22 protein-coding genes are annotated in these 20,283 nt (G+C 61.8%); 11 read left to right on the top strand and 11 right to left on the bottom strand.

Annotated features, from left to right (window positions below):
* Positions 1-4: 4 nt before the first annotated feature.
* A complete protein-coding gene (locus CFE428DRAFT_RS04115; protein ID WP_006978185.1) occupies positions 5-874 on the bottom strand; it encodes a phytanoyl-CoA dioxygenase family protein in 870 nt (289 codons plus the stop codon).
* Between the two features lie 703 nt (positions 875-1,577).
* On the opposite strand from CFE428DRAFT_RS04115, the gene CFE428DRAFT_RS04110 reads away from it, so the two are divergent.
* The 5 genes from CFE428DRAFT_RS04110 to CFE428DRAFT_RS04095 all read left to right on the top strand — a co-directional run bounded on the left by CFE428DRAFT_RS04110 (position 1,578) and on the right by CFE428DRAFT_RS04095 (position 7,688).
* Positions 1,578-2,666 carry a glycosyltransferase family 4 protein gene (locus CFE428DRAFT_RS04110; protein ID WP_006978184.1) on the top strand — a complete coding sequence of 363 codons (1,089 nt, stop codon included), beginning with the start codon at positions 1,578-1,580 and terminating at the stop codon, positions 2,664-2,666.
* Positions 2,667-3,107: 441 nt separating this feature from the next.
* Positions 3,108-4,127 carry an MraY family glycosyltransferase gene (locus CFE428DRAFT_RS04105; protein WP_006978183.1) on the top strand — a complete coding sequence of 340 codons (1,020 nt, stop codon included), beginning with the start codon at positions 3,108-3,110 and terminating at the stop codon, positions 4,125-4,127.
* Complete coding sequence (locus tag CFE428DRAFT_RS32935) at positions 4,079-4,465, top strand: hypothetical protein (protein WP_006978182.1); 387 nt, start codon at positions 4,079-4,081, stop codon at positions 4,463-4,465. The genes CFE428DRAFT_RS04105 and CFE428DRAFT_RS32935 overlap by 49 nt, the downstream gene beginning before the upstream one ends.
* On the top strand, positions 4,462-7,023 hold the full coding sequence (locus CFE428DRAFT_RS04100) for an O-antigen ligase family protein (protein WP_006978181.1): 2,562 nt from the start codon (positions 4,462-4,464) through the stop codon (positions 7,021-7,023). The genes CFE428DRAFT_RS32935 and CFE428DRAFT_RS04100 overlap by 4 nt, the downstream gene beginning before the upstream one ends.
* A gap of 152 nt (positions 7,024-7,175) precedes the next feature.
* A complete protein-coding gene (locus CFE428DRAFT_RS04095) occupies positions 7,176-7,688 on the top strand; it encodes a hypothetical protein (protein ID WP_006978180.1) in 513 nt (170 codons plus the stop codon).
* Positions 7,689-7,774: 86 nt separating this feature from the next.
* Here the strand turns inward: CFE428DRAFT_RS04095 and CFE428DRAFT_RS36605 are convergent, their stop codons facing one another.
* Positions 7,775-8,338, bottom strand: a complete 564-nt coding sequence (locus CFE428DRAFT_RS36605) for a His/Gly/Thr/Pro-type tRNA ligase C-terminal domain-containing protein (RefSeq protein WP_006978179.1) — start codon at positions 8,336-8,338, stop codon at positions 7,775-7,777.
* Positions 8,323-9,027, bottom strand: coding sequence for an ATP phosphoribosyltransferase regulatory subunit (locus CFE428DRAFT_RS36600; RefSeq protein WP_006978178.1), 705 nt, complete (start codon positions 9,025-9,027; stop codon positions 8,323-8,325). Before CFE428DRAFT_RS36600 ends, CFE428DRAFT_RS36605 begins: the two co-directional genes overlap by 16 nt.
* Positions 9,028-9,204: 177 nt before the next feature.
* On the opposite strand from CFE428DRAFT_RS36600, the gene recF reads away from it, so the two are divergent.
* Positions 9,205-10,263 carry a DNA replication/repair protein RecF gene (recF, locus tag CFE428DRAFT_RS04080; protein ID WP_006978177.1) on the top strand — a complete coding sequence of 353 codons (1,059 nt, stop codon included), beginning with the start codon at positions 9,205-9,207 and terminating at the stop codon, positions 10,261-10,263.
* Positions 10,264-10,384: 121 nt separating this feature from the next.
* Here the strand turns inward: recF and CFE428DRAFT_RS04075 are convergent, their stop codons facing one another.
* Entirely contained in the window at positions 10,385-11,038 is a 654-nt protein-coding gene (locus CFE428DRAFT_RS04075; protein WP_006978176.1) for a DedA family protein, read from the bottom strand.
* 154 nt (positions 11,039-11,192) lie between these two features.
* Between CFE428DRAFT_RS04075 and CFE428DRAFT_RS38710 the strand changes: the two genes are divergently transcribed.
* The 4 genes from CFE428DRAFT_RS38710 to argF all read left to right on the top strand — a co-directional run bounded on the left by CFE428DRAFT_RS38710 (position 11,193) and on the right by argF (position 13,561).
* Positions 11,193-11,924 (top strand): aminotransferase class III-fold pyridoxal phosphate-dependent enzyme, encoded by a 732-nt coding sequence (locus CFE428DRAFT_RS38710; RefSeq protein ID WP_202797350.1) that lies wholly within the window; start codon positions 11,193-11,195, stop codon positions 11,922-11,924.
* Positions 11,875-12,108 carry an aminotransferase class III-fold pyridoxal phosphate-dependent enzyme gene (locus tag CFE428DRAFT_RS38705; protein ID WP_049975532.1) on the top strand — a complete coding sequence of 78 codons (234 nt, stop codon included), beginning with the start codon at positions 11,875-11,877 and terminating at the stop codon, positions 12,106-12,108. The genes CFE428DRAFT_RS38710 and CFE428DRAFT_RS38705 overlap by 50 nt, the downstream gene beginning before the upstream one ends.
* A 46-nt stretch (positions 12,109-12,154) precedes the next feature.
* Positions 12,155-12,520 carry an aminotransferase class III-fold pyridoxal phosphate-dependent enzyme gene (locus CFE428DRAFT_RS38700; protein WP_006978173.1) on the top strand — a complete coding sequence of 122 codons (366 nt, stop codon included), beginning with the start codon at positions 12,155-12,157 and terminating at the stop codon, positions 12,518-12,520.
* Positions 12,521-12,658: 138 nt separating this feature from the next.
* The gene (argF, locus tag CFE428DRAFT_RS04065) at positions 12,659-13,561 is read left to right on the top strand and encodes an ornithine carbamoyltransferase (protein WP_006978172.1); all 903 of its coding nucleotides are present in this window, start codon (positions 12,659-12,661) and stop codon (positions 13,559-13,561) included.
* 112 nt (positions 13,562-13,673) lie between these two features.
* On the opposite strand, the gene CFE428DRAFT_RS04060 is transcribed toward argF, so the two are convergent.
* Complete coding sequence (locus tag CFE428DRAFT_RS04060) at positions 13,674-15,056, bottom strand: neutral/alkaline non-lysosomal ceramidase N-terminal domain-containing protein (protein WP_006978171.1); 1,383 nt, start codon at positions 15,054-15,056, stop codon at positions 13,674-13,676.
* Positions 15,057-15,191: 135 nt separating this feature from the next.
* Here CFE428DRAFT_RS04060 and CFE428DRAFT_RS36940 point away from each other — a divergent pair, with 135 nt between their 5' ends.
* Entirely contained in the window at positions 15,192-15,695 is a 504-nt protein-coding gene (locus CFE428DRAFT_RS36940) for a hypothetical protein (protein WP_006978170.1), read from the top strand.
* Between the two features lie 6 nt (positions 15,696-15,701).
* On the opposite strand, the gene CFE428DRAFT_RS04050 is transcribed toward CFE428DRAFT_RS36940, so the two are convergent.
* The 6 genes from CFE428DRAFT_RS04050 to CFE428DRAFT_RS04025 all read right to left on the bottom strand — a co-directional run bounded on the left by CFE428DRAFT_RS04050 (position 15,702) and on the right by CFE428DRAFT_RS04025 (position 20,201).
* Positions 15,702-16,778: a DUF362 domain-containing protein gene (locus tag CFE428DRAFT_RS04050; protein ID WP_006978169.1), complete on the bottom strand. Its 1,077-nt coding sequence runs from the start codon at positions 16,776-16,778 to the stop codon at positions 15,702-15,704.
* Positions 16,779-16,841: 63 nt separating this feature from the next.
* Positions 16,842-17,402 carry a peptidoglycan-binding domain-containing protein gene (locus CFE428DRAFT_RS36595; RefSeq protein ID WP_006978168.1) on the bottom strand — a complete coding sequence of 187 codons (561 nt, stop codon included), beginning with the start codon at positions 17,400-17,402 and terminating at the stop codon, positions 16,842-16,844.
* Positions 17,403-17,491: 89 nt separating this feature from the next.
* Positions 17,492-18,988: a lipase maturation factor family protein gene (locus CFE428DRAFT_RS04040; protein ID WP_006978167.1), complete on the bottom strand. Its 1,497-nt coding sequence runs from the start codon at positions 18,986-18,988 to the stop codon at positions 17,492-17,494.
* 90 nt (positions 18,989-19,078) lie between these two features.
* Positions 19,079-19,330, bottom strand: coding sequence for a hypothetical protein (locus tag CFE428DRAFT_RS04035; RefSeq protein ID WP_006978166.1), 252 nt, complete (start codon positions 19,328-19,330; stop codon positions 19,079-19,081).
* 5 nt (positions 19,331-19,335) lie between these two features.
* A complete protein-coding gene (locus CFE428DRAFT_RS04030) occupies positions 19,336-19,653 on the bottom strand; it encodes a hypothetical protein (RefSeq protein WP_131989081.1) in 318 nt (105 codons plus the stop codon).
* Positions 19,654-19,769: 116 nt separating this feature from the next.
* On the bottom strand, positions 19,770-20,201 hold the full coding sequence (locus CFE428DRAFT_RS04025) for an EVE domain-containing protein (protein WP_006978164.1): 432 nt from the start codon (positions 20,199-20,201) through the stop codon (positions 19,770-19,772).
* Positions 20,202-20,283: the final 82 nt, after the last annotated feature.

Genomic DNA, 20,283 nt, shown 5'->3' with positions numbered 1-20,283 from the left:
GGCGTCAGCCGGCGAGTGATGCGAGTTGTTCGCGTTGCGGCGAAGAGTGACCATTCCGCGGCGCCAGCAGGGCGTCGTCGGGCAGGGCGGCGATCGGGGTAAAATCGCGCTCGGAGATGAAAGTCGGGCGCGGATTGGCGATGGGCTGGAGAGCGTTGGCCACGGTGTTGTAGGAAATGAAGACGCTCAGGCGATCGACCGGCGAGAGATTGCCGGCGGAGGCGTGGAGCGTATTGCCGTGGAAAAAGACGACAAAGCCGGGCGTGCCCTTGGCGGCGACGATGCGGCTATTTTCCAGCGCGCGGATGAGCGTGCGTTTGCTGATCTTGTATTTCAGATCGGCGGTGAGGGTGGGCTTCCATGATTCCGCGACGTCGAGTTGCTGGTATTTCTTTTCCACGTCGAGATCGATGGTGCCCATCTTCTGCGAGCCGGGAATGAGCAACAGCGGTCCGTTGAAATCGTCGACGGTATTGAGGAAGACCACGGCGCTGAGCACATTCGGCGTCGGCATGGCGTCTTCTTTCAGCCAATAGAGATAGTCCTGATGCCACTCCCACTGGTCGCCGTCGAGGCCAAGCTTGGCGTTGATCTTGAACTGGTGCACGTAGACCTCGTCGCCGAGCAATTGGGCGGCAGGCTCGGCCATTTTTTGCAGGCGGGTGAGCCGGGAAAAGACGTCGTTGCTCTTGTGCGCGGCGAAGACGGTCCGGACGGCGCCATTTTTTTCCAGGATGCGACCGGGTTGGTCGTTGCCGAACTCGTGATAAGTCTCGGTCCGAAGCAGGTCGACTTCGTCCGGAGTGAACCAATCCTGCAGGACGAGGAACCCGTCCTCGTGAAAAGAAGCGATTTGTTCCGCGGTCAGGCGCATGAGATTGAGAGAGAGTGGGTTAGGTGAACGCCGCCGCCGATCACTCGACTGCTGCGATCTGAAAAACGGATCAGTAAATTCAATGTTTCAAATCAAAAAGCTATCGCTCCGCCGATTTTTTTGACTTTGAGATAGCACCAGATATGCCACCGCCCTCAGAAGAGGGCTACGTAAATCATGCAATCGCGCAATTATAACACCGGAAGCTTTCAGAGGGGACGTCCTCGGTGGTTTGAAGCCCTGTGGAGGGCGTAAAATGATTGTCTTTCCTCAACCCGGTTCCATGGCTGTGGGCCCTACGTATCGCATTATTGCGGATTTCTGGAGCCAAAATGGGAGACCGGCTGGTTCATTCGGTCGAATGGGAAGATCACTTTCCCGTGGCGACGGGGAAGAACAGAAACGAAAAGATGAAAATAGATTCATCACAACGTTTGAAACCTTGTGCTAAAACCCTTGTGTTAGCCCCAAGACCTTGTGCCACAAAAACACAAGGTTTTGCCCATGTATATAGGGCAAACCTTGTGTTTTGTGTGGCCGGGCCACGCAAAGTTTTGAGCGAGTGGGAAAAAACTTTGTGGTAACGGACATCTCTCTCTCCATCCTGCTGCCGGAGCTTTGGAGTGGGGAAATCCGGTGGTGATGGCGAAACGGTTTGAGGCACAAGCATCCACCCGGTAAGGAATTTTCGCGGAGATCACTCGTGCGCATTCTATTCCTGAATCAATACTTTCCACCCGACCCGGCCCCGACCGGAGTTCTGCTCCGCGAATTGGCGGACCGCCTGCAGGCCGCCGGGCATGCCGTCGACTTCGTCGCGGCGCGGCAGGATTACCGGGCCGGGCAACGCAAAGGCGGGCGGATGTTGCGCGAGGCGAAGGCGCTCGGACGCATGTTACTCGATGGGATTCGCCGGCCGCGCCCGGATGTCGTCATTTCGGCCAGTTCACCGCCGTGCCTGCTGCTGGTGGCTACATTGGTGGCGTTCTGGCATCGGGCGAAATCGGTGCACTGGATCATGGATCTGTATCCGGAGATCGCGGTGTCGCTGGGTGAGATTCGCGAAGGATTGCTGGCGAAGATGATCGGCAAGGCGATGGGCTGGGCGTATCGCCGGGCCCGGGCCGTGGTCGTATTGGATGAAGACATGGCCGACCGCGTGCGCCGGTATGGCGTGAGCCCGGAGGTCATCGGCGTTTGGGTTTTCGCGCCGGTCATCGCCCAGGCGCAACGCGCGACGGCGGAACCCATGGAGCCGTGGACGTGGATTTATTCCGGCAATCTGGGTCGGGCGCACGAGTGGGAGACCCTGCTCGCCGCACAGGAGATCCTCGAAAAGCGCGGGGCGGGTATTCGGCTGTTGTTTCAAGGCGGAGGACCATCGCGACCAGCGGCGGAAGCGCGTGCCGCGGAAATCGGCCTGCAGCAGTGCGAATGGAAAGGCTACGTGGATGAGGCGGAGTTGCCTGATGCGTTGCGTCGCGGCCAGGTGCTGGCGGTCACGCAATTGCCCGCCGCGCAAGGCATGCTCTGGCCGAGCAAACTGGGGCTGATCCTCAGTCTGCCGCGGCCGATTCTATGGGTCGGGCCGATCGATGGCGCGATCGCGCGGAAGCTCGGCTCGCTCCCGCACGCCGGTGTCTTTGCGCCCGGGCAAGCGGAGCAAGTGGCCGATTGGCTGTTTGCGCTGAAGAATACGCCGGGAGAAACCGCGCAGCCGGGCATCGATCCGCGCGAGCATCGCGAAGCCATGCTTAGGGCGTGGGAACGCTTGTTGGAGAAATGCCTGTGACGTGCGCTTTTCGCGACCGAACGCTGCGCACCAACACGAACCAACTCGTTTACGGACAATCACGGAATGAATAAGACGCCCAAATTTTCTACGTAGTGCCCGCACCAACACTCCGGCGGAATTTTCCGTACACACACGTACCAGTCCGTTGAGGAGTGAGTGAAGGTCGCCGTTTTAAGGTGTATTTCGCTCCCGCAGTCTGATATGGAGGTCAGGTGAAATTCCACCATTGAGTGCGCCAAGGCACCCAATAATTTACGAGGATTCACGATTGAATACGTTCAAGCACCGAAATGGCGTTTGCGCTGTTCTTGCCGCCCGTGAAATTGGTGGCATTTTAGGTGCTCACACGCACGCGATGATTTACGAGGAACCACGGTTGAACATATCGAGCCACAGGCCGAGCGACTCCTACCGTGAACGGGAAGGAGGCTGCACGCCGTGATCTACACCCTTTTGTTTTTCGTGCTCGGGTTTGTCATCTCGGTGTTTACGACGCCGTGGGTCATTCGGCTTTCGCAGCGCGGTATCGGTCTCGATTTTGCCCACGAGTCGCGCAAAAAGCAGGAAGTGCCGGTCCCGCGGCTTGGTGGCATGCCGCTCATGCTGGCCGTTTCGGTCGGGCTGTTGATCATCTTCGCGTTGCGTCCGCAAAATGCGACCAACTGGTTTCCCGTGCTGCTCGGCAGTCTCATGATGTATGGCCTCGGCCTGTGGGACGATTTGCAGCCGCTCGGGGCGAAGAAGAAGCTCGCCGGACAGATCATCACCGCGCTGCTCGTCTACAATCTCGGGCTGAACATCGAGAAATTCTCCTATCCGGGCTCCACGGGCAGCATCGATCTCGGCGAGTGGAGCATGCCGGTGACGGTCTTCTGGCTCATCGCCGTGCCGAATATCGTGAACCTGATCGATGGTTTCGATGGCCTCGCCGGCGGTCTCGGGCTGTGCATGTCGGTCACATTGGGCATTGTGGGATTGCACAACGACCAGGTGCCAGTGGCCTGTTACGCCTTCACCCTCGCGGGCGCGCTGCTCGGTTTCCTCGTCTTCAATTTTCCGCCGGCCAAGATCTATCTCGGGGATGGCGGCGCCTATCTCATCGGCTTCACCATCGCGGCGCTGTCGCTCACCAGTTCGAACAAAGGCTCGGTGGCGAAGGTGCTTTTCGTGACGATGATCGCGCTCGGCGTCCCGATTCTCGATACGACCTTTGCCATGCTGCGGCGCGGATTGCGTGGCTATCCGCTTTTCCACGCGGACGACGAGCACTTCCACCATCGCCTGCAAAAGTCTTGGCTTCTCGAAGACGCGCATCCCTTTTTGGCCTCTACGGCATCTGTCTCGTGCTCAGCCTGTTCGGGCTCAGTATTCTGTGGAGCCAGGGAGGCACACTGCCGATCGGCATTGGCGTGCTCTGTCTCCTCGCCCTGCTCGCGGCGCGCTATTTCCACTTCCTGAAATCGTGGGATGACGTGCGGCGCAAGCTCAACCGCGTGGTGCGCCGCCGCCGGGTGGTGCAATACGCGCTGCTGCAGGCCCAGGTGCTCGAGTTGGAGGCGGATCGATGCAAGTCGGCGCAGGAATTTTGGGCCATTTTCGAAACGACCATGCGGCGCGTAGGCTTTGTGGATAAGGGTGAGTCCGACGCCGAATACGCAATCCATATTAAATACAACGGCAGCACTCCCTGGACGCTGCACGCTCCGCAACACAAGGGAACGGAGCCGGAATGGCAGCGCCTCGCGGAGTGCTTCCGGCCCGTCTACGCCAAGGCGAAATCGAAGTGGCGGGCATGAGCAGTCGGCGGAGCGAGAAGCGGGCGCAACCGGAGCGGCGCAAGGAGTCCGTACCTTTTACGAAGGAGATGGCTGCGTTGGGGATCTTCGCGGTTATTGTCCTGGCTGGACCGCTGCTCTTCGGTGCGGTGGATCGTTTGCCGCAGATCGGGCTGCTCGCCTTGCTCGGTGTGGGTATCCTTCTGCAGCCGCCGGCGATCATCCCGCTCAGCCGCTGGGGAAATCGCCTGGCGCTGGCTTTTGTCGCGTTGCTGCTCTTCAAGGAATTCGCGCCCGCGAATTGGTTTGGCGATACCGTCTGGCGCACGACGCTGACCCGCGACTATTCGCTGCCGCTGCTCTTTACCCATCATCCGGAACCGGCGCGTGCCCTGGATGCGCTGCTCGCGGGAGCCGTCGGCGTGGTGTGGTTTCTCTGGGTGCGCAGGCTGGCCGGAGAGCGCAGTCATCGCGCTTTCCTCGCGTGGACGCTCTTTGCCGCGGCGGCGGTCGTCGCCATCGTGTCGTTTGCCACCACGCATCCCGGCTCCAGTGCCATCTATGACGGTACACCGCTGGCCCGCTGGACGCCCGGCTGGAGCGGCTTTGGCCCATTTCCGAATCGCAACCACTCCGCGGATTATTTCGCGATGGCGGCGGTGCTCGGCTGCGGTTGCGTCACGTGGTCGGCCTCGCGCAAGAACTGGTTGACCTTCTGCGGCGGCCTCGCGCTGCTTGCGCTCGTCGTCATCGCCTTGCTCACCACGGCGTCGCGGGGCGGCTTGATCGCGCTGGGCGCCGGGCTCGCCATCTATCTCTTGCTCTGTCTGTGCAAAGTGCGCACGCGTCGGGCGATCGGCGCCGCGCTGGGGGCGGGGCTGTTCTTTGCCGCGATCCTCTTTGTCTTCGGAAACCAGGTGGTCGCGCGCTTTCATTCCCACGAAGCGGGTGAGGTTTCGAATCTCACGCGCATCGGCGTGTGGCATGACGCCATCGGCATGTGGCACGACGCGCCGTTGCTCGGCCACGGATTGGATTCCTTCGCCGGCATTTTCCCGTTTTACCAAAAGATTCAGTTGGAGAATCAGATCGTAATCCACCCGGAGAGCAGTTGGCTGCAATGGCTGACCGAACTGGGACTCATTCCGGTGCTCATCGCCGCGGCGGCGGTCGTATTGTTTTTGGGGCGGCATATCGGCGAAATCTTCGATCGGCAGCGCAGCTTTTTCCTGCACGCAGGAGGATTCGCGGCGTTCGGAGTGTTGCTAATTCACGCGATCTTCGACGTGCCGGCGCATCGCTGGGGCACAGCGGGATTTGCGCTGGCTGCGCTGGCCCTGGCCTGTCCCATGCGCGCGGAGAGTCGCCGCACGCAGGAACCGCGCAAGGCCGCGCTCGTTCCGCTGGCGGTGGGCGCATTCTGGCTTTTGCCCATTTACTGGAACGTGCCCGCCTGGTCGCCGCTTTGTTTGAACCGGCTCATTGAGCTTAACGCGCACGCGCCCAGTCTCATGCCGCTCGCGGTATTGCAAAACACGCTGCACTATTTCCCGCTCAATGCGGACCTGCATCAAGCGGTCGGTCTGCGCGAATTGCGGATGGCGGGTCCCGAGAATGCGCTGCCCAAGTCGGTGTTGCCGGCGGTGATCGAAAGCAAAAAGCCTGCGGTGGCTCAGCCGCTGGCCATTCACGCGATTAGCGCGACGAAGGCCGGGGACGCGGCTCCGGCGGGCGCGGCCAGGACGGTATCAGTTCCGAAGACGTCTCCCAGTCCGATGGCGGTGCCGATCACGACTTCCTGGCAGCGGCATTTCGGCGTGGCGTCGCGGTTGCAGCCGAGCAACTGGGAAATGCCCATCGCCCAGGCGCGGGCCTGCGAACGGGTGGTGCCCGGGCTGGCCTTTGGCTACTGGGAGCAGGCGATCGACCGCGGTGGCATCCATCGCGATGAAATTCTCGGCATGGCGGTGCAGGAGACGGCGAAATCGCCGATGGCGCAATCGGCCTGGGGGAGTTACGTGGAGGCGCATCCGCAACTACTCCTCGCCTACGCGCAGGTCGTGCCAGAGACATTCGGCGCGTATTACTATGGACGTTGGTGGAAGCTGCGCGCCGATGCTGATGATCTCACGGCGGATGAATTGAAGAGCTTCTACGCCCTCGTGGCGCGCTGGGGAAATCGGGATGACTTCGACGCCTGGGCCAAGCGCCATGCGGCGATCGGCGCGCGCGATTACCAGCAATGGGCGGGGCTGTATCACGTCTGGGGCGATGACGATCATGCCTGGCAGCTCCTCTCCATCAAGCAGAGCGAGCCCGCGTTCCCACCGGGAGAACCTACGACACCGCGCGCGGTGCTCGAAAACACGTGGCGCACGCGGCCCGAAAATGTCGTCAATGCCCAGCAACTGGCCCAGGTCCTCCTGCAGGCGGGAGAGAAGTCGGCCAGCGACGATATCATCGTCACGGTAGCCAGCAGCGAAAACCCGCCGCCGTGGTTCGTCAACAAGGCCGCCTGGATCCTGGCGCGGAACGGTCGCGCGGGGGATGCCGTGGATTTACTGTTGCGTCCGCACTGATATTCCACTTGCCGCGTCTAAGTTTTGGGTTACTAAACCGTCTTTTCCAGGAACCAGTGAAGCATCATCGATCGCCGGTGGATTTTTGAGAAAGAAGCAGTGCGTTTGCCGCGTTTCCTCCCCGGAACAAGCGTCCAAACCTAAAGAATTTCATGAGTCATAAAACGAGCAAGTTTTGGTTGTTTGCCTTCCCGGCGTCCTTGGTGATCCTCGCGGGTGCCTATTACATCAAGATCCCGTCGGCGCGGAAGCTGATCGACGATCACACGTCGCTTGGACATCAGCTTTTCGGTCGATTCGTTCACGATACGGTCATCGTGGAAAAGGTGCCTGCCCCGGAAAAGCCGGAGGATCCGTATGCCTCGCTGGCCAACCAGCCGAACTCTGGTCCGGGCACGAAGCCGGTGGCCACGCCCAAGGTTTTCAATCTTCAGGAGCTGGCGCACGATCCGGCGCATTGGCCGCGGAAAGTGGCGTTGAAGAAAGCGACAACGTTCCCGGCGGTGGTCAGTGGCAAGGTCGTCGGCTCACTCATCGCCCCGGTCGGCGCCGAGGCGAACGTAAAGGGCATCAAGGACGGCAAGATTGCCGTCGAATATCAGGGTGGCGGCGCGTGGTTGACCGTTGAGGATACCGACCTCGTCGCCCGCGCCATGGCGCAATAAGCGCCCTGGGAGCGGCGATCTCCAGGTCGTCGACCCAAACCCTGTGCGCGAAGCGCCTCTTTTTCAGCCTTTAAAAGCCGCCAGGGCTATTGCCCCAGCGCAGTCTTGATCTCGCCGATCGGCACGAGGATTTCCTCGCGGGTCGCCAGCGTCTTCACCTTCACCTGTGGCCACTCGTCGCCCACGAGCACGGCCCGCGTAGCCCCGAGTAGCTCGGCGGTCTGGAATTGCTTCCCGACCTTGGCCGCAGTGAGAGGAAAGTCCACCCGCTGTCCGGCATCGCGCAACTGCTGCACGAGAGCCAGCGCATCAGACCGGCGCTCTTCCTTCGCCACGACGACGTAGATATCGCAAGCGCGCTCCTGCTTGAGCCACGCATCGCGTTGCGCCGCGGCCGCCGGAACATCGTCGATGAGATTGGCCAGCACGACATCGCCCATGCCGAAGCCGAGCGCCGGCAGGTCGACCTTGCCGTCGCTCATCAGGCTGAGCAGCTTGTCGTAGCGGCCGCCTCCGGCCAGCGCGCGTTCATTCTTGCTGCGGTCGAAGACTTCGAAGACCACGCCGGTGTAATAGGCCAGACCGCGGACGATCGCGTAGTCGATGTCAATGAAGCCGCCGAGGCCGCGGGCGTTCAGGCCTTCGACCACGGGCACCAGTTCCGCGGTCGGCGTCTTGCTTGGCGCATGAAGTCGAGCACGGCTTGGGCAGTGAGATTGAATTTGCGCAGCAACTCATCGGTTTTCTCCGGCGGGTTGCGCTCGGCCTTGTCGACGATCTGGAAAAATTCGTATTCGTCCTCCGGCTTGCCACCGGACTGGATGAAGAATTGTTGCCACGCTGTACGACTGCTCAGGCGAACGGCAAAATCCGCTTCTGTCAGTCCAAAGGCGCGAAGCATGTCGATCAAGATGGCGATCAGTTCGGCATCTGCGGCAGGAGTAGGCTCGCCGACGATGTCACAGTTGAGTTGGTAGAACTCTCGAAGCCGGCCGCGGCCCTGACGCTCGTGCCGAAAGAAATTCGGCACGCAGAACCACTTCATCGGCTTTTTGAAATCGCGCTCACGAGCTGTGACCATGCGAGCCAGGGTCGGCGTCATTTCCGGGCGCAACACCCCTTTCAGCGAGCCGGGATCCGCCGTAGCGCCGACCGTGAACATCTGCCCGACGAGTTCGCCACCGCTCTTCTTCTCGTAGAGAGCCATGGATTCGACGACCGGCCCATCGTACTCGACAAAGCCATAGCGCCGCGCGACTTCGCGCCATTTGGTGAGGATGTAATTCCTCCGCGCGCAGTCGTCGGGATAAAAGTCACGGAAGCCGGGCAGGGTTTGCACTGGATTTGGGAAAGTTGAGAGTGGAGTGATGAGAGTTGAGAGTCGGCGGCCTTTCTGCGGCAACGTCGGTCCGCGACGAGGCAAAATCCCTTTTGGCGCGGAGCGCCGCATGAAAGTGGCAAAGAGGAGGACTATCAACTATCAACTCTCAACCATCAACTTTTCCTCACCCGCGCGGTGGACTTTCAACCCTCAACTCTCAACTCTCAACTTCTGCGCGGGCTGAAAGTCCGCCATTTCCGCTGCTTCGATGCGCGGGAGGTGGAGTTTGCCCCGGGGTTGAACTTCATCGTCGGGCCGAATGCGCACGGGAAGACGTCGTTGCTGGAGGCTGCGTGCATTCTTCTGCGGCTGCAATCGCCGCGCATTACCCGGCTGGCCCACGTGATCCAACACGAGCGCCGGGGGTTTGTCGTGGACGGCTATTTCGGCGTGCGGCATCTGCAATTCTACTTCAGCCGTGAACGCAAGAAGCTGGCCCTGGACGAAGTCGAGCAGAAGAGCGCCCGCGAATACCTGGAAATCGGACGCGTCGTCTATTTTGCCAATAGCGACATCGAGCTCGTCCGTGGCTCCGGGGATGGGCGTCGTCGTTTCCTCGATTTCGTGGCCACCCAGCGTGATGGGACTTATCGCCAGGCCTTGCGCGACTACGAGCGTGCGCTGCGGTCGCGGAATCTGCTGCTCAAGTCGTCATCGCCGCGCTGGCGGGAGATCGCGGCATTTGACGAGCCATTGTTGAGCGCCGGACAACGTGTCGCCGCCGCGCGGGCGAAATTGATCGAAGAATTGCAGCCCGAGGCGGAGAAAGCGCATCGCGGGATCAGCGGCGCCCGGGAGCAATTGCAACTCGAATACGTGCCCGGTGGCGGCGAAGATTTTCCCGCGACGCTGGCCGCTGCACACAATGAAGACGCGCGGTTGCGCCAGACCAGCGCCGGCCCGCATCGCGACGACGTGCGCTTCATGCTGAACGGCCAATCGTCCAGCTTTGCCAGCGAAGGCCAGCAACGCACCCTGGTGCTGGCCTTGAAGCTCGGCGCCGCGCGACTGCTGGAGCAGCGCTTTGAAAGCGCCCCGGTGCTCTTGCTCGACGATATCTTCGGCGAACTCGACCTCGACCGTCGGGCCGCTCTGCTTGCCGCGCTGCCCGCCAGCGCGCAGAAGATCATCACCACGACGCACCTCGACTGGCTGCCCGCCGAGGCCGAGGCATCGATCATTCGTCTGGGGTGAGCGGAGGCGAAAGCCGGAGGGATGCGCTCCTGCGCGTTCCCGCTCTTCCCGCCGCTTGCCCGAAAATGGGGAACGCTCAGGAGCGCGTCCCTCCGAGGATTTGCGCTTCCCCGCAACGCCGCTACCGCTGCGCCGCATCTTCAGGGGCGTCCTCCTCGGCCTTCTCCGCTAGAGCTGCCCGGGCGAGTTGGCGTTTATAAATCCGTCGGCGATTGAACCAACGCAGCAGGTAGATGCCGACCAAGGCGATGGCGAGCGAGATGAACAAGAGGTGCGCGTGATGGTGCCGCTCAACCCGGCCGATGATCTTCAAGGCGAGGCTGGTGAAGTTAAACCCCACCGTGACGAGCATGCCGCCCCAGAGCGTCAGCGCCAGGAGTTCGATCCCCGCAAAAGTTGCGTAGCGCAAATGATGGATGCCCCAGAAAACCGAAGTCGGATTGCGCGTGCCGTAAACAAACCGCGCGAAGAAAATTTCCCACGGGCCGAAGCGATTGGCCAGCCGCTCGATCGTCGGGCCGATGCGTTGATAAACCCGGCTCGACTTGAACCACTCCGAGTGGTGGTGCCCGATGACGAACCAGAACGTATCGTGAATGAGCGCACCGACGATGGCGGCCCCCAGGGCCGTGAAAACATTGAAGTCATCCGATGTCCCAGGATCGCCATCTCCCAGCCGGGCCACGACCCCGATGGCAATGAACGACACGTCGTTCTCCAGCAAGGCGAGGAGAAAGGCTGCCCAGAGTCCGTAGTGGTTGAGGAACTCTCGCATGAAGTGGTGTCAGGAAAAACGCGTCGGGGGCTATATTGCCTCAACCCAGTAGCGGCCTGCAAACTTCCGCTGAACTTTAACCTCAATCCGATGCATTTTTCCGGTGCAAAGCGGATGCAGAGGAGTAATCTCGCCCCCTTTTCCATCCATGCCCATGCCTACTCCTACGACTCGCGAACTCTACGACCAATACGTCATCCCGACGTATGCGCGTTTTGATTTGCGCTTGGCGCGAGGGCGGGGGACCGAAGTCTGGGATGAAGACGGCAAACGCTATCTGGACTTCGGCGCGGGCATCGCCGTCACCTCCATCGGCCACGCGCATCCGCGGGTCATCGCTGCCATGCAGCAGCAGATCGCCACGCTGGTCCATACCTCGAATCTTTACTACACGCGCCCGCAAGCCCTGCTCGCGGAGCGGCTTGTGCGCCTGACCTGCACGCCGGCGCCGCCGCGCGGCAAAGTCTTTTTCTGCAACAGCGGCGCGGAAGCGAACGAAGCGCTTTACAAACTGGCCCGGAAATTTGGCAACGACGGCGCGCCTCCCGCACCGAAGCACAATGTCGGCGAGACTGTCGGGGTGAATTCCTACCGGCACGAGATCGTCACCATGATCGGCTCCTTCCACGGCCGGACCCTCGCGGGCATCGCGGCCACGGGCCAGGAGAAGGTAAAGAAAGGCTTTGAGCCGCCGGTGCAAGGTTTCTCCCACGTGCCCTTCAATGATGGCCCCGCGTTGCTCGCCGCTGTGCAGGAGCCCGGTACCGTCGCCGTGTTGCTCGAGCCGATTCAGGGCGAGATCGGAGTGAACCCGGCCACAGCCGATTTTTCTCCAAATGGCGCGGGACCTGTGCGACCGTCACGGCCTGCTGCTCATGTTCGATGAAGTGCAGTGCGGCCTCGGGCGCACCGGTGACTGGTGCGGATGGAAGACGCTCGCCGGGCCGGACCTCATGCCCGACGCGATTAGCTGGGCCAAGGGCATCGCCGGCGGATTCCCGCTCGGTGCCATCTGGGTCAGCGACCGGATGGTCACGCTCAAGACGGGCGAGACCAAACCCGCTCTGTGACCTGCTCGGGCCGGGCACGCATGGCACGACCTTCGGTGGCACGCCGTTGGTCAGCTCGGGCGCGAATGAAGTGCTCAGCGTGATCGAAGAAGAAGGCATGCTTGAAAACGCCCGCACCATGGGCGCACACGCTGTGGCGGCCATCCAGGCAATCCAGTCTCCGTTGATCAAGGAAGTGCGCGGCGTCGGTCTCATGCTCGCTTTCGAACTCGTGCCGGATTTCGTCGAGCGTGTGCCCGCCGCGGCCAAACGCGCGCCGAGCCTGCTGGTCGTCGACGCCTTGCACGAAGCCGGCTTGCTCAATGTCCCCAGCGGCACGCACGCCGTGCGCTGGCTCCCGCCGCTCAATGTCTCCCGCGCGGAGATCGACGAGGCCGCGGACATCCTGCGCCAGGTCCTCGCGAAGTTTTAAGAACCGGGCTGGCCGGTGTCGGGGCCGTGTCCACGATCTACGCCGAAAATCCGTCATGGAATCTTTGCGCAAAACGAGCGGAAGAAGACTTGATTTCCCGGCGTCTCGGGTGGACAACCGACGTTTTTTCCGCCTGACATGAAACACCTCCTCTCCATCGAATCGCTGACGCGCGACAACATTGAGGCCATCCTCGAACTCGCCGCGAAGATGAAGACCATGCGGGGGTGTCTCGATGCGCACCCGCTGAAGCATCGTTGCTGGGCGCTGATTTTTACCAAGAGCTCGACGCGCACCCGCGTGAGCTTCGAGGTCGGCATCCGCGAACTCGGGGGCGACGTGCTTTTCCTCAACGCGAACGACATCCAGCTCGGCCGTGGCGAACCGATCAAGGACACGGCGCGCGTGCTCGGGCGCATGATCCATGGCGCGGTCATCCGTACCTACGCCCAGCAGGACGTAGTGGACTTCGCCAATTACTCCGGCCTGCCGACGATCAATGCGCTGACCGACGAGGAGCATCCCTGCCAGATCCTCGCCGACCTCCAGACGATCCGCGAAAAGCTCGGCAAGATCGATGGCAAGGTCGTGACCTTCATCGGCGATGGCGCGTGCAATGTGCCGGTGTCCTGGATGTGGGCCGCCGCGAAACTCGATTTCCAATTGCGCATCGCCGCGCCGAAGCCGTACCAGCCGGATGCTGCGCTGCTGGCGAAGTTGAACACGCGGAACGTCACCGTCACCGAGGACCTCAGTGCCGCGGCGGAAGGCGCCGACGTACTTTACACCGATGTGTGGGTGAGTATGGGCAAGGAAGAGGAAGCGGCCTACCGCATGGCCCAACTCGGCAATTACCAGATCAATTCCGAACTCGTTTCCCGGGCCAAGCCCGGTGCGTTGGTCATGCACTGTCTGCCCGCCTATCGCGGCAAGGAGATCACCGACGAAGTGCTCGAGGCCCACGCCAATACGATCTTCACTCAGGCGGAAAACCGTCTCCACGCGCAGAAAGCGATCCTGAGCCTGCTCGCGCGGCATTAGGGCGTTTCTCGGAATTCGTTTCCGAATCGAAGCTGAAGGGAAGCGCGCCATGCTTCCATGTCGGCGTGCAAAGCACCGACCGCGCGGTGCCCTCCAGTGCACTGCGGTCGGTCTACTTTTTGGCCGGCGGTGGAGGCACGGTGCCGCCGGTGCGCTTCACGAGTTCCAGGACTTTGTTGATCAGCGTATCTTCGACTGCGGGAGCAAAGCGGGTTGGGAGGCCGTAGTAGATGATACTGGCGTCGGCTTCGTAACCGCCTTCGGTGAGAATGCGCATGGAGGGCACATAGGCGAAGACATCGTTGCAATAGGCCGCGTTCCAGAGGCGTTCATTCGGTAACTCGCGCTTGAGGCGATAGTCATAGTCGACGACCACTTCGCCACTCAGGGCGATGAGGGTGAGGGAATTGCCGAAGCGCAGGACCTGCACCGGCGCAGGATAACTCGTGGCAAGAGGTTCGCCGCGGGCGATACGATCGAGGAAACGCTGGGCGTAACGTTGCGTCGCGAGCGCTTTTTCCTGGAGCTTGGCCTCGTAGTAAGCCTTGTCGGGCGTTTGGCCGATCGGCAGGTCCACGCGATCGAAGGCTGTGGCGATCGGGCCATCCACGGCGAGCATCGGTTCGCTCAAGGCGCGCGCCACCGCGCCGGCCATCTGCAGGCCATGCGCGTGGGCGAGCGCGAGGCTGCCCCGAGGGTTGGGATTCGCATCGGCGCCGCAGCCGGTGATGAAAAGCGCGGTGGCGCCGGTGTAAGTATGCTCGAGTTCCTCCTCCGCGTAACCTGCCCAGTCGGGGCTCACTTCATCATTCGGCCCAGGCGTGGTGCAATGGCACGCATAACCGAAGAGGATGGCCTTGGTGGAACGATCTTCGCGCACGGCGCGCAGCACCGGCACGTCGCGATCGACGAGGCCATTGGGATTGACGCCGAAGCCGACGCCCTTGGGGCCAAATTGGCGGCGATTGCCGGCAAAGAAAGCTTCGCTACGGCCGAACGACAACGCCGCCGGTTCGAGGTCTTTCACCGCGGCCTTGGCGGCGACGACGGCTTGATCGAGGAAATAGCGCGTGTAGCGCTTGGTCGCCTTGGCCTCATCATCGCTGAGGCCATACATGTCCGTGAGGCCGCCATCGATGACCGGTGTCGAGTGGCTATGCGAACAGCAGAAGAGGAAATGGGCGCGATCGATCTTCAGCTCCTGCTCAAGGCGCGTGGCGAGTTCGTCGTTGAACGCGCGTGGCGTGCCGATGGTGTCGGCGGTGATGATGAGCATGGTCGCGCCGGTGGAGTCCTGAATGGCCAGGGCCTTGGCGAAGATATGCGTGTCCACATTTGCCGTGGGCTTGAGGCGCGAGGCATAGCCACCGAGGCGGACGGGCTCCATGGGAGTGATGTCCGCGCGGCTGACGCCGACCTTGAAATTCTGGGCTTGGACGGTGAGTGCCGTGCCGGCGATGAGCACACAGAAAAGATGGGAGAGGAAACGGTTCATGGGGGTGAAACGAGGCTGGGGACCACGGAGAAGGAGCGTCCATGGGCGAGAGTTCTTAGTGTCCGGATTGCCTGAACCACCGGATATTCCTCGCTTGCGATTGTTGCGCGGCTTGTTAAGCCATGGACCTATCCTATGAAGACGATCCATTTGGCGGCGTTTTGCATCGCGGCTTTGGCAACCAGTCTGGGGGCGGCGGAGCCGAAGGGCCTGGCCACGCTGAAAAAGGAATACGCGCAGAACGCGCATCCCGATGAAGCGGCGCGTGTCAATTACGTGCGGATGCTTGCCGACCTGCGCGCCACGCTGGCGAAGCGCAATGGTAATTGGCAGGCGGTGGATGCGGAATTGCGCAAGCATCCGGCGCCGAAGAATGCGAACTCCGCGGCTTACACGAAATTGCGCGTCGGTGAGTGGACCTCACCGCGCCACGGTTATGTCTATCGCAAGGACGGAACGTGGTCGATGACACCGGTCGAGCCCGGCGCGACGCACGGAAAATGGAAGATCGCAGGGAACCAATACTTCGACGGCGCCGGGGCCGATATGACGAAGTACACGATCATTTTGCTGACTTCGAAGAACTTCATTTTCACGGATGGCCAAGTGGTGTTCTTCGAGAAGCGCGGAAGAGAGTAGCAATCCCTACTGCGGATCGACGTTCTGCAGGATGATCTTGTTCTCGGCGAAATGGCCGAGGCCCATTTGCTCGCCCATTTGCAGCCACTCTGCCCGCGAGGCGATGGAGGGGAGCTTGGATTGCTTGCGCCACGTTTCGATGAGCCGGAAGGCGTTGGCGTCGAGCGCGAGGGCGTCCTTGCTGGCGTAGATGGTGTGATTCGGAAAGGCGTAGTTCGGATTGAAATGCGGACCGCTGGCGTATTGGGCGAGGAGCCCGTCCATGATGGTGAGGACGACTTTGCCGCCGACTCGTTCGTCGGCGTAAACGTCCAGCAAGCTCGAGGCGGCATCGCTGTCGGTCTGGACGAAGCGTCGCCAGTTATCGAGATTCGGCACGGTCATGTTGTAGATCGCGCCGGCCACGCCGCAGCCGGCTTCATCGGAGAGCACGGGTACGTTGATGACTTTGTTGACCTGCTTGCTGAGCACGGTGGCGAGGTAGCTCGAGGAGCTGAGCTGATCGGCGGGCTCGGGATTTTTGCCGAGCTTGCCCTGCTTTTCCGCGAAAAGGAGATCTCCCCAGATGAGCTTGCCGAGGATGGGCGCGGAGAACTGGGCCGAGCGGTCGAAGCCGCGGGCGGGCGGAATGCTCAAGAGCTGGTAGCCGCCCTTGGCGGGGGTATAACCGGCCGATTGGAGTTCCTCGGCTTCGCGGTCCCACACGATCACGCGATTGCGCGGGATGCCCGCTTGTTCGAGACCCTCCAGGATCGCCTCCACGATGCCGTGATGAGAAGCGAAGTAACGGCCGCCGACCGCGGAGATCTTGATGCCGACGTGATCGGTCGGCGCCACCAGCGAACGCCAGGCCCTGGCGGTGTCGTTCTGACCCGTGGCCGCGCGCACCACGCGGTCCACCATGCGACGGCTGACCGCGGTATTCTCCTCCAGTTGCGTCAGCGAGGTGGCGTCCTGTGAGACGTAGATCGTGGAGGTAGGAGGCAGTGGAGGTGGTGCAGCAGGAGGGCTCGCGGGATCCGCCGCGAAAAGCGGCAGGGAGCAGAGAACGGCGAGGGCCGCGAGCTGAAAGGGAAGGGACACAGCCCGCGAATATGCGGCCACTGTCCGTTGTGTCAATGCGCCGCCGCTAGCGAAGCGCACTGGTTAGTCGAGGCCCATCGAGCGGAGCAGCGCCCTGTCGATCCGGCCGGTCACTTCCAGGCTGTGATCGTACTGATACTGGCGGATGGCCGCGCGGGTGCCGGCGCCGATGTCGCCATCGATGCCGCCGTGATAATAGCCATCGTGGCGGAGCGCGCGCTGCACGTCCACGGCCAGGTTGTCGCCATGGTCTTCCACGCGTGCGCCCCGGTAGGTCGGGGCGGGAGCGTCGGGAGCATCGCCGTCGTAATACGCGTCCGCAGCGTAGCCACCATCATAGTAGGGCGCGGAGTAGTACGGATAGTAGGAGTAGAAGGGGGAATAGCCACCGTAGCCGTAGAAATGCACGTGAGAACCGTAGCCGTAGGAGTGGCCGTGGGAGTAATAGCCGTGACCACCTCCGTGCCAGCTTCCGCCACCGCCGTGCCAGTTGCCGTTGCTCCCTCCATGGCCTCCGTGGTCTCCGTGGTCTCCGTGGTCTCCGTGGTCATGGCTGAATCCCGTCGCCGGAATGGCCAGGCAAAGGGCGGCGACCAGACTGGAGATGCGAGCGAGATTGTTCATGGAATAGAGGTTCTGGACATGAGACGGAAGACCGGGCCGTTGTCTTCAAAGGAAATCTGCCGCATTTACGCTGGCTGGCAAGAGGCCATTCATTTTCCCGCGGGTTCAACCAGCGTAGGCCGGCCGTCCTTGAGCGTGATGGGTGGGCAATAGAGGCCGAGCGGCTCCCGCTTCCACCAGCCGGGATGCCCGTCGCCGTAGCGCGTGAAATGGTAGTCGTAGACCACCGCGCGGAGGTAGCGGGGTGGGTGATCGGGGAAGGGATTGTCTTTCAGGAGGCCGAGCACCTCGGGGGAGCCCTGGAGCAGGCGGACGAGGAAATTCACGAACCATGGGTTGTCCTGCAGATTGCTCAACGCAGCGAACCACATCTGCCAGTCGAGTCGTGGCTGGTGGGGTGCGACGAGACCCGGGCGGGCGTTGACGTCGCCGGGCTTCCAGCGGAATTCGTAGGCGCGCCAGTGCTCGCCGTCGTCGCTGCCTTCCACGCTGATCTCGTGGCGCGAGGTGGTCATCACGCGAAAGAGGCCGTAGCCGTTGAAGCTCATGGTGGGGGCAAGCACCCGGGAGAGAAGCCACGGACGCGGATTCCAGATCCGCATGGGCACCGGCGAGGAGAGGAGCGGCCCGATCGTGACCGAAACGTCCACGGCGATCAGCGACCAGAGACCGAGTCGCGCGAGGATCGACCACGGTTCGGGCTGGGGCCCGGACGCCTTCATCCGCGTGAGGCGCAGGGGCCATGCGGTGTCATCGAAAAGCAGCAGACACAGTGCGATGGTAAGCCAATTGAAGAACGTGTAGTTGCCGGTGGCGAGAATGCCCACCTGCAAGGCGATGAGCGCCCAGGCTCCGCCGTGCCGCCAGCGTCCCGGCGCGAGGATGAGAAACGGGGCACCCAGTTCGATGATGAACATGATGAGCGTCACCATGGACAGGATGCCATCGGGGATCTGGTTGGCGTACCAGGCGGTCCAGAGCGGGAGCGGTTGCGTCTCGAAGTGGTAATCCAGGGCCGCGAGGGACCACCAATTGGAATCGCCGGCGCTGAGCTTGACCGCGCCGGATTCGAACATGAGACGGAAGAGCAACCACCAGAGCAGCCACAGCCCGGCCTGTTGCGAAGGCCGCCAGCGAAGCCAGTCCGCGCGCCATTTCCAAGGCAGCAGCAACGCGGCGGGGAGGGCGGTTTCGAGGAGGAGCGCGTCCCATTGGAAATTCGTGAATGGAGTGGCGATCCAGCACAGCGAAAGGTACAGCGCCCACAGGAGCAGCGAGCACAGGCCGGGGCAGCGCCCGCAGATCATGACGATGGAGAGCAGCGCGCCCACGACGCAGAGCGTGACCAGCATGGTGTCGCCGGCATTGATCCAGCAGAGGGTCAGCACTTCGACCAGCGCCTGAGCACCGAGTTGATTCCACACGGCGTCGAGGAATTTTTGCGCGGGGGAGATGCCGTTCTCGCCCGCCAGGCCGCGAATCTGCACCCCGAGCGAAGCAAAGGCACAAAAGAAAATCGCCCCCAAGGCCCGGGCAAAAATCCAGCGGGCACGGGTAAAGATTTGCGGGGTCAACGGGGCGAACATCCCGCTAGCAAATCGGCTCCGAGTATTCGGAGGCAAGCCTTGTCGCGCGGAAAGCGCAGCGGGATTGGCCTGCGCGTCCGACGCGTCCTTTTACGGCACTGACTGCGAATCCGCGGGCGGGGTGGCGGGGGCCGAAGTGGCGTGATTGGTCGTGTCCCAGCGGCGTTGGTCGCTCATCCACGAAGGCGGCGTCCCCTGGGGTTGCGCACTGGAGAACGTCGGCGCCGACGTGGACGGAGTGGGCTTCAGTCCAAATTGAACTTTGAGCGGTTGTTGCCAGCCGATCATGACGATCGCTGCCAGGAATCCAAAATAGAGCATCCAGCCGATGAGCTTACCCATATTCGTTAGCGGGTTTGATGGAGCAGGGGTTCGTTGGTGTGGACGCCAGAGCGATCCACGCCCGATTGCTTGGTGCTGTCCAAGACGCTCTTTTGCTGCATCCAGGATGGATCGCTATGAACGGTGGCCGGCACGGCCGGACCATTCGCTGCTGGTTGAGAAGTAAAGAAACCGCCTCCTCGCGAAATCGTCGCGGCGATAAAAATGCAGTGGTCCCTATAGGACTTTTCCCAGCCGGTCGCGATCAGCACGACCCCAAGAAGCAACGCCACCATTTCTCTCATAGTTGCCGTATTTGCCCAAATTAGGGCGGTGATGGTCAAGGATATTCAGCCGGGGCTAAATGTTTCTTAACGCCGGCGGGCCGTCTTTTTGTCTTTCGAATTTTGGCAAAAAGAGATTTTGCCAGTGGAAGTCCGAGGCGAAGCCTGGCGCGCTGCTATTTCGACTTCGTTTTGCTCATCCGCTCGATCTCAGCGAACTCGGCTGGCGTGATCGGCATGACCGACAGGCGGGATTGGCGCAACAGCTTCATCTCCTGCAGCTTCGGGTTCTCCTTGATCTCCGCCAAAGTCACGGGGCGGGGGAGCGGCTTCACCGGCACCAGATCCACACAGGACCAGTCGCCTTCCTTGGCCGTCGGGTCGGGATACGCTTCCGCCGCGACCTCGGCCAGGCCCACGATCTCCTTGCCCTCGACGCTGTGGTAAAAGAGCACGCGGTCGCCCTTGCGCATGGCGCGCAGGTTGAGCCGGGCGGTGAAGTTGCGCACGCCGGTCCAGGCCGTGCGGCCATCGTCCACGAAAGTGGACCAACCGTAGGCGGTCGGCTCGGATTTCACCATCCAGGATTGCGTGGACTTCTTGCTCATGTCGCGGAATGAGCCGGAAAGCCGCCCCGGGCACAAGAAAAACGGTGTACCGACAACGATACGGGATTGCCACAATTAGGCG

It is taken from the genome of Chthoniobacter flavus Ellin428, assembly GCF_000173075.1.
Classification (GTDB): Bacteria; Verrucomicrobiota; Verrucomicrobiia; order Chthoniobacterales; family Chthoniobacteraceae; genus Chthoniobacter; species Chthoniobacter flavus.
The sequence above is the reverse complement of the archived record's forward strand: the minus strand, read 5'-3'. Positions and strand labels throughout refer to the sequence as shown.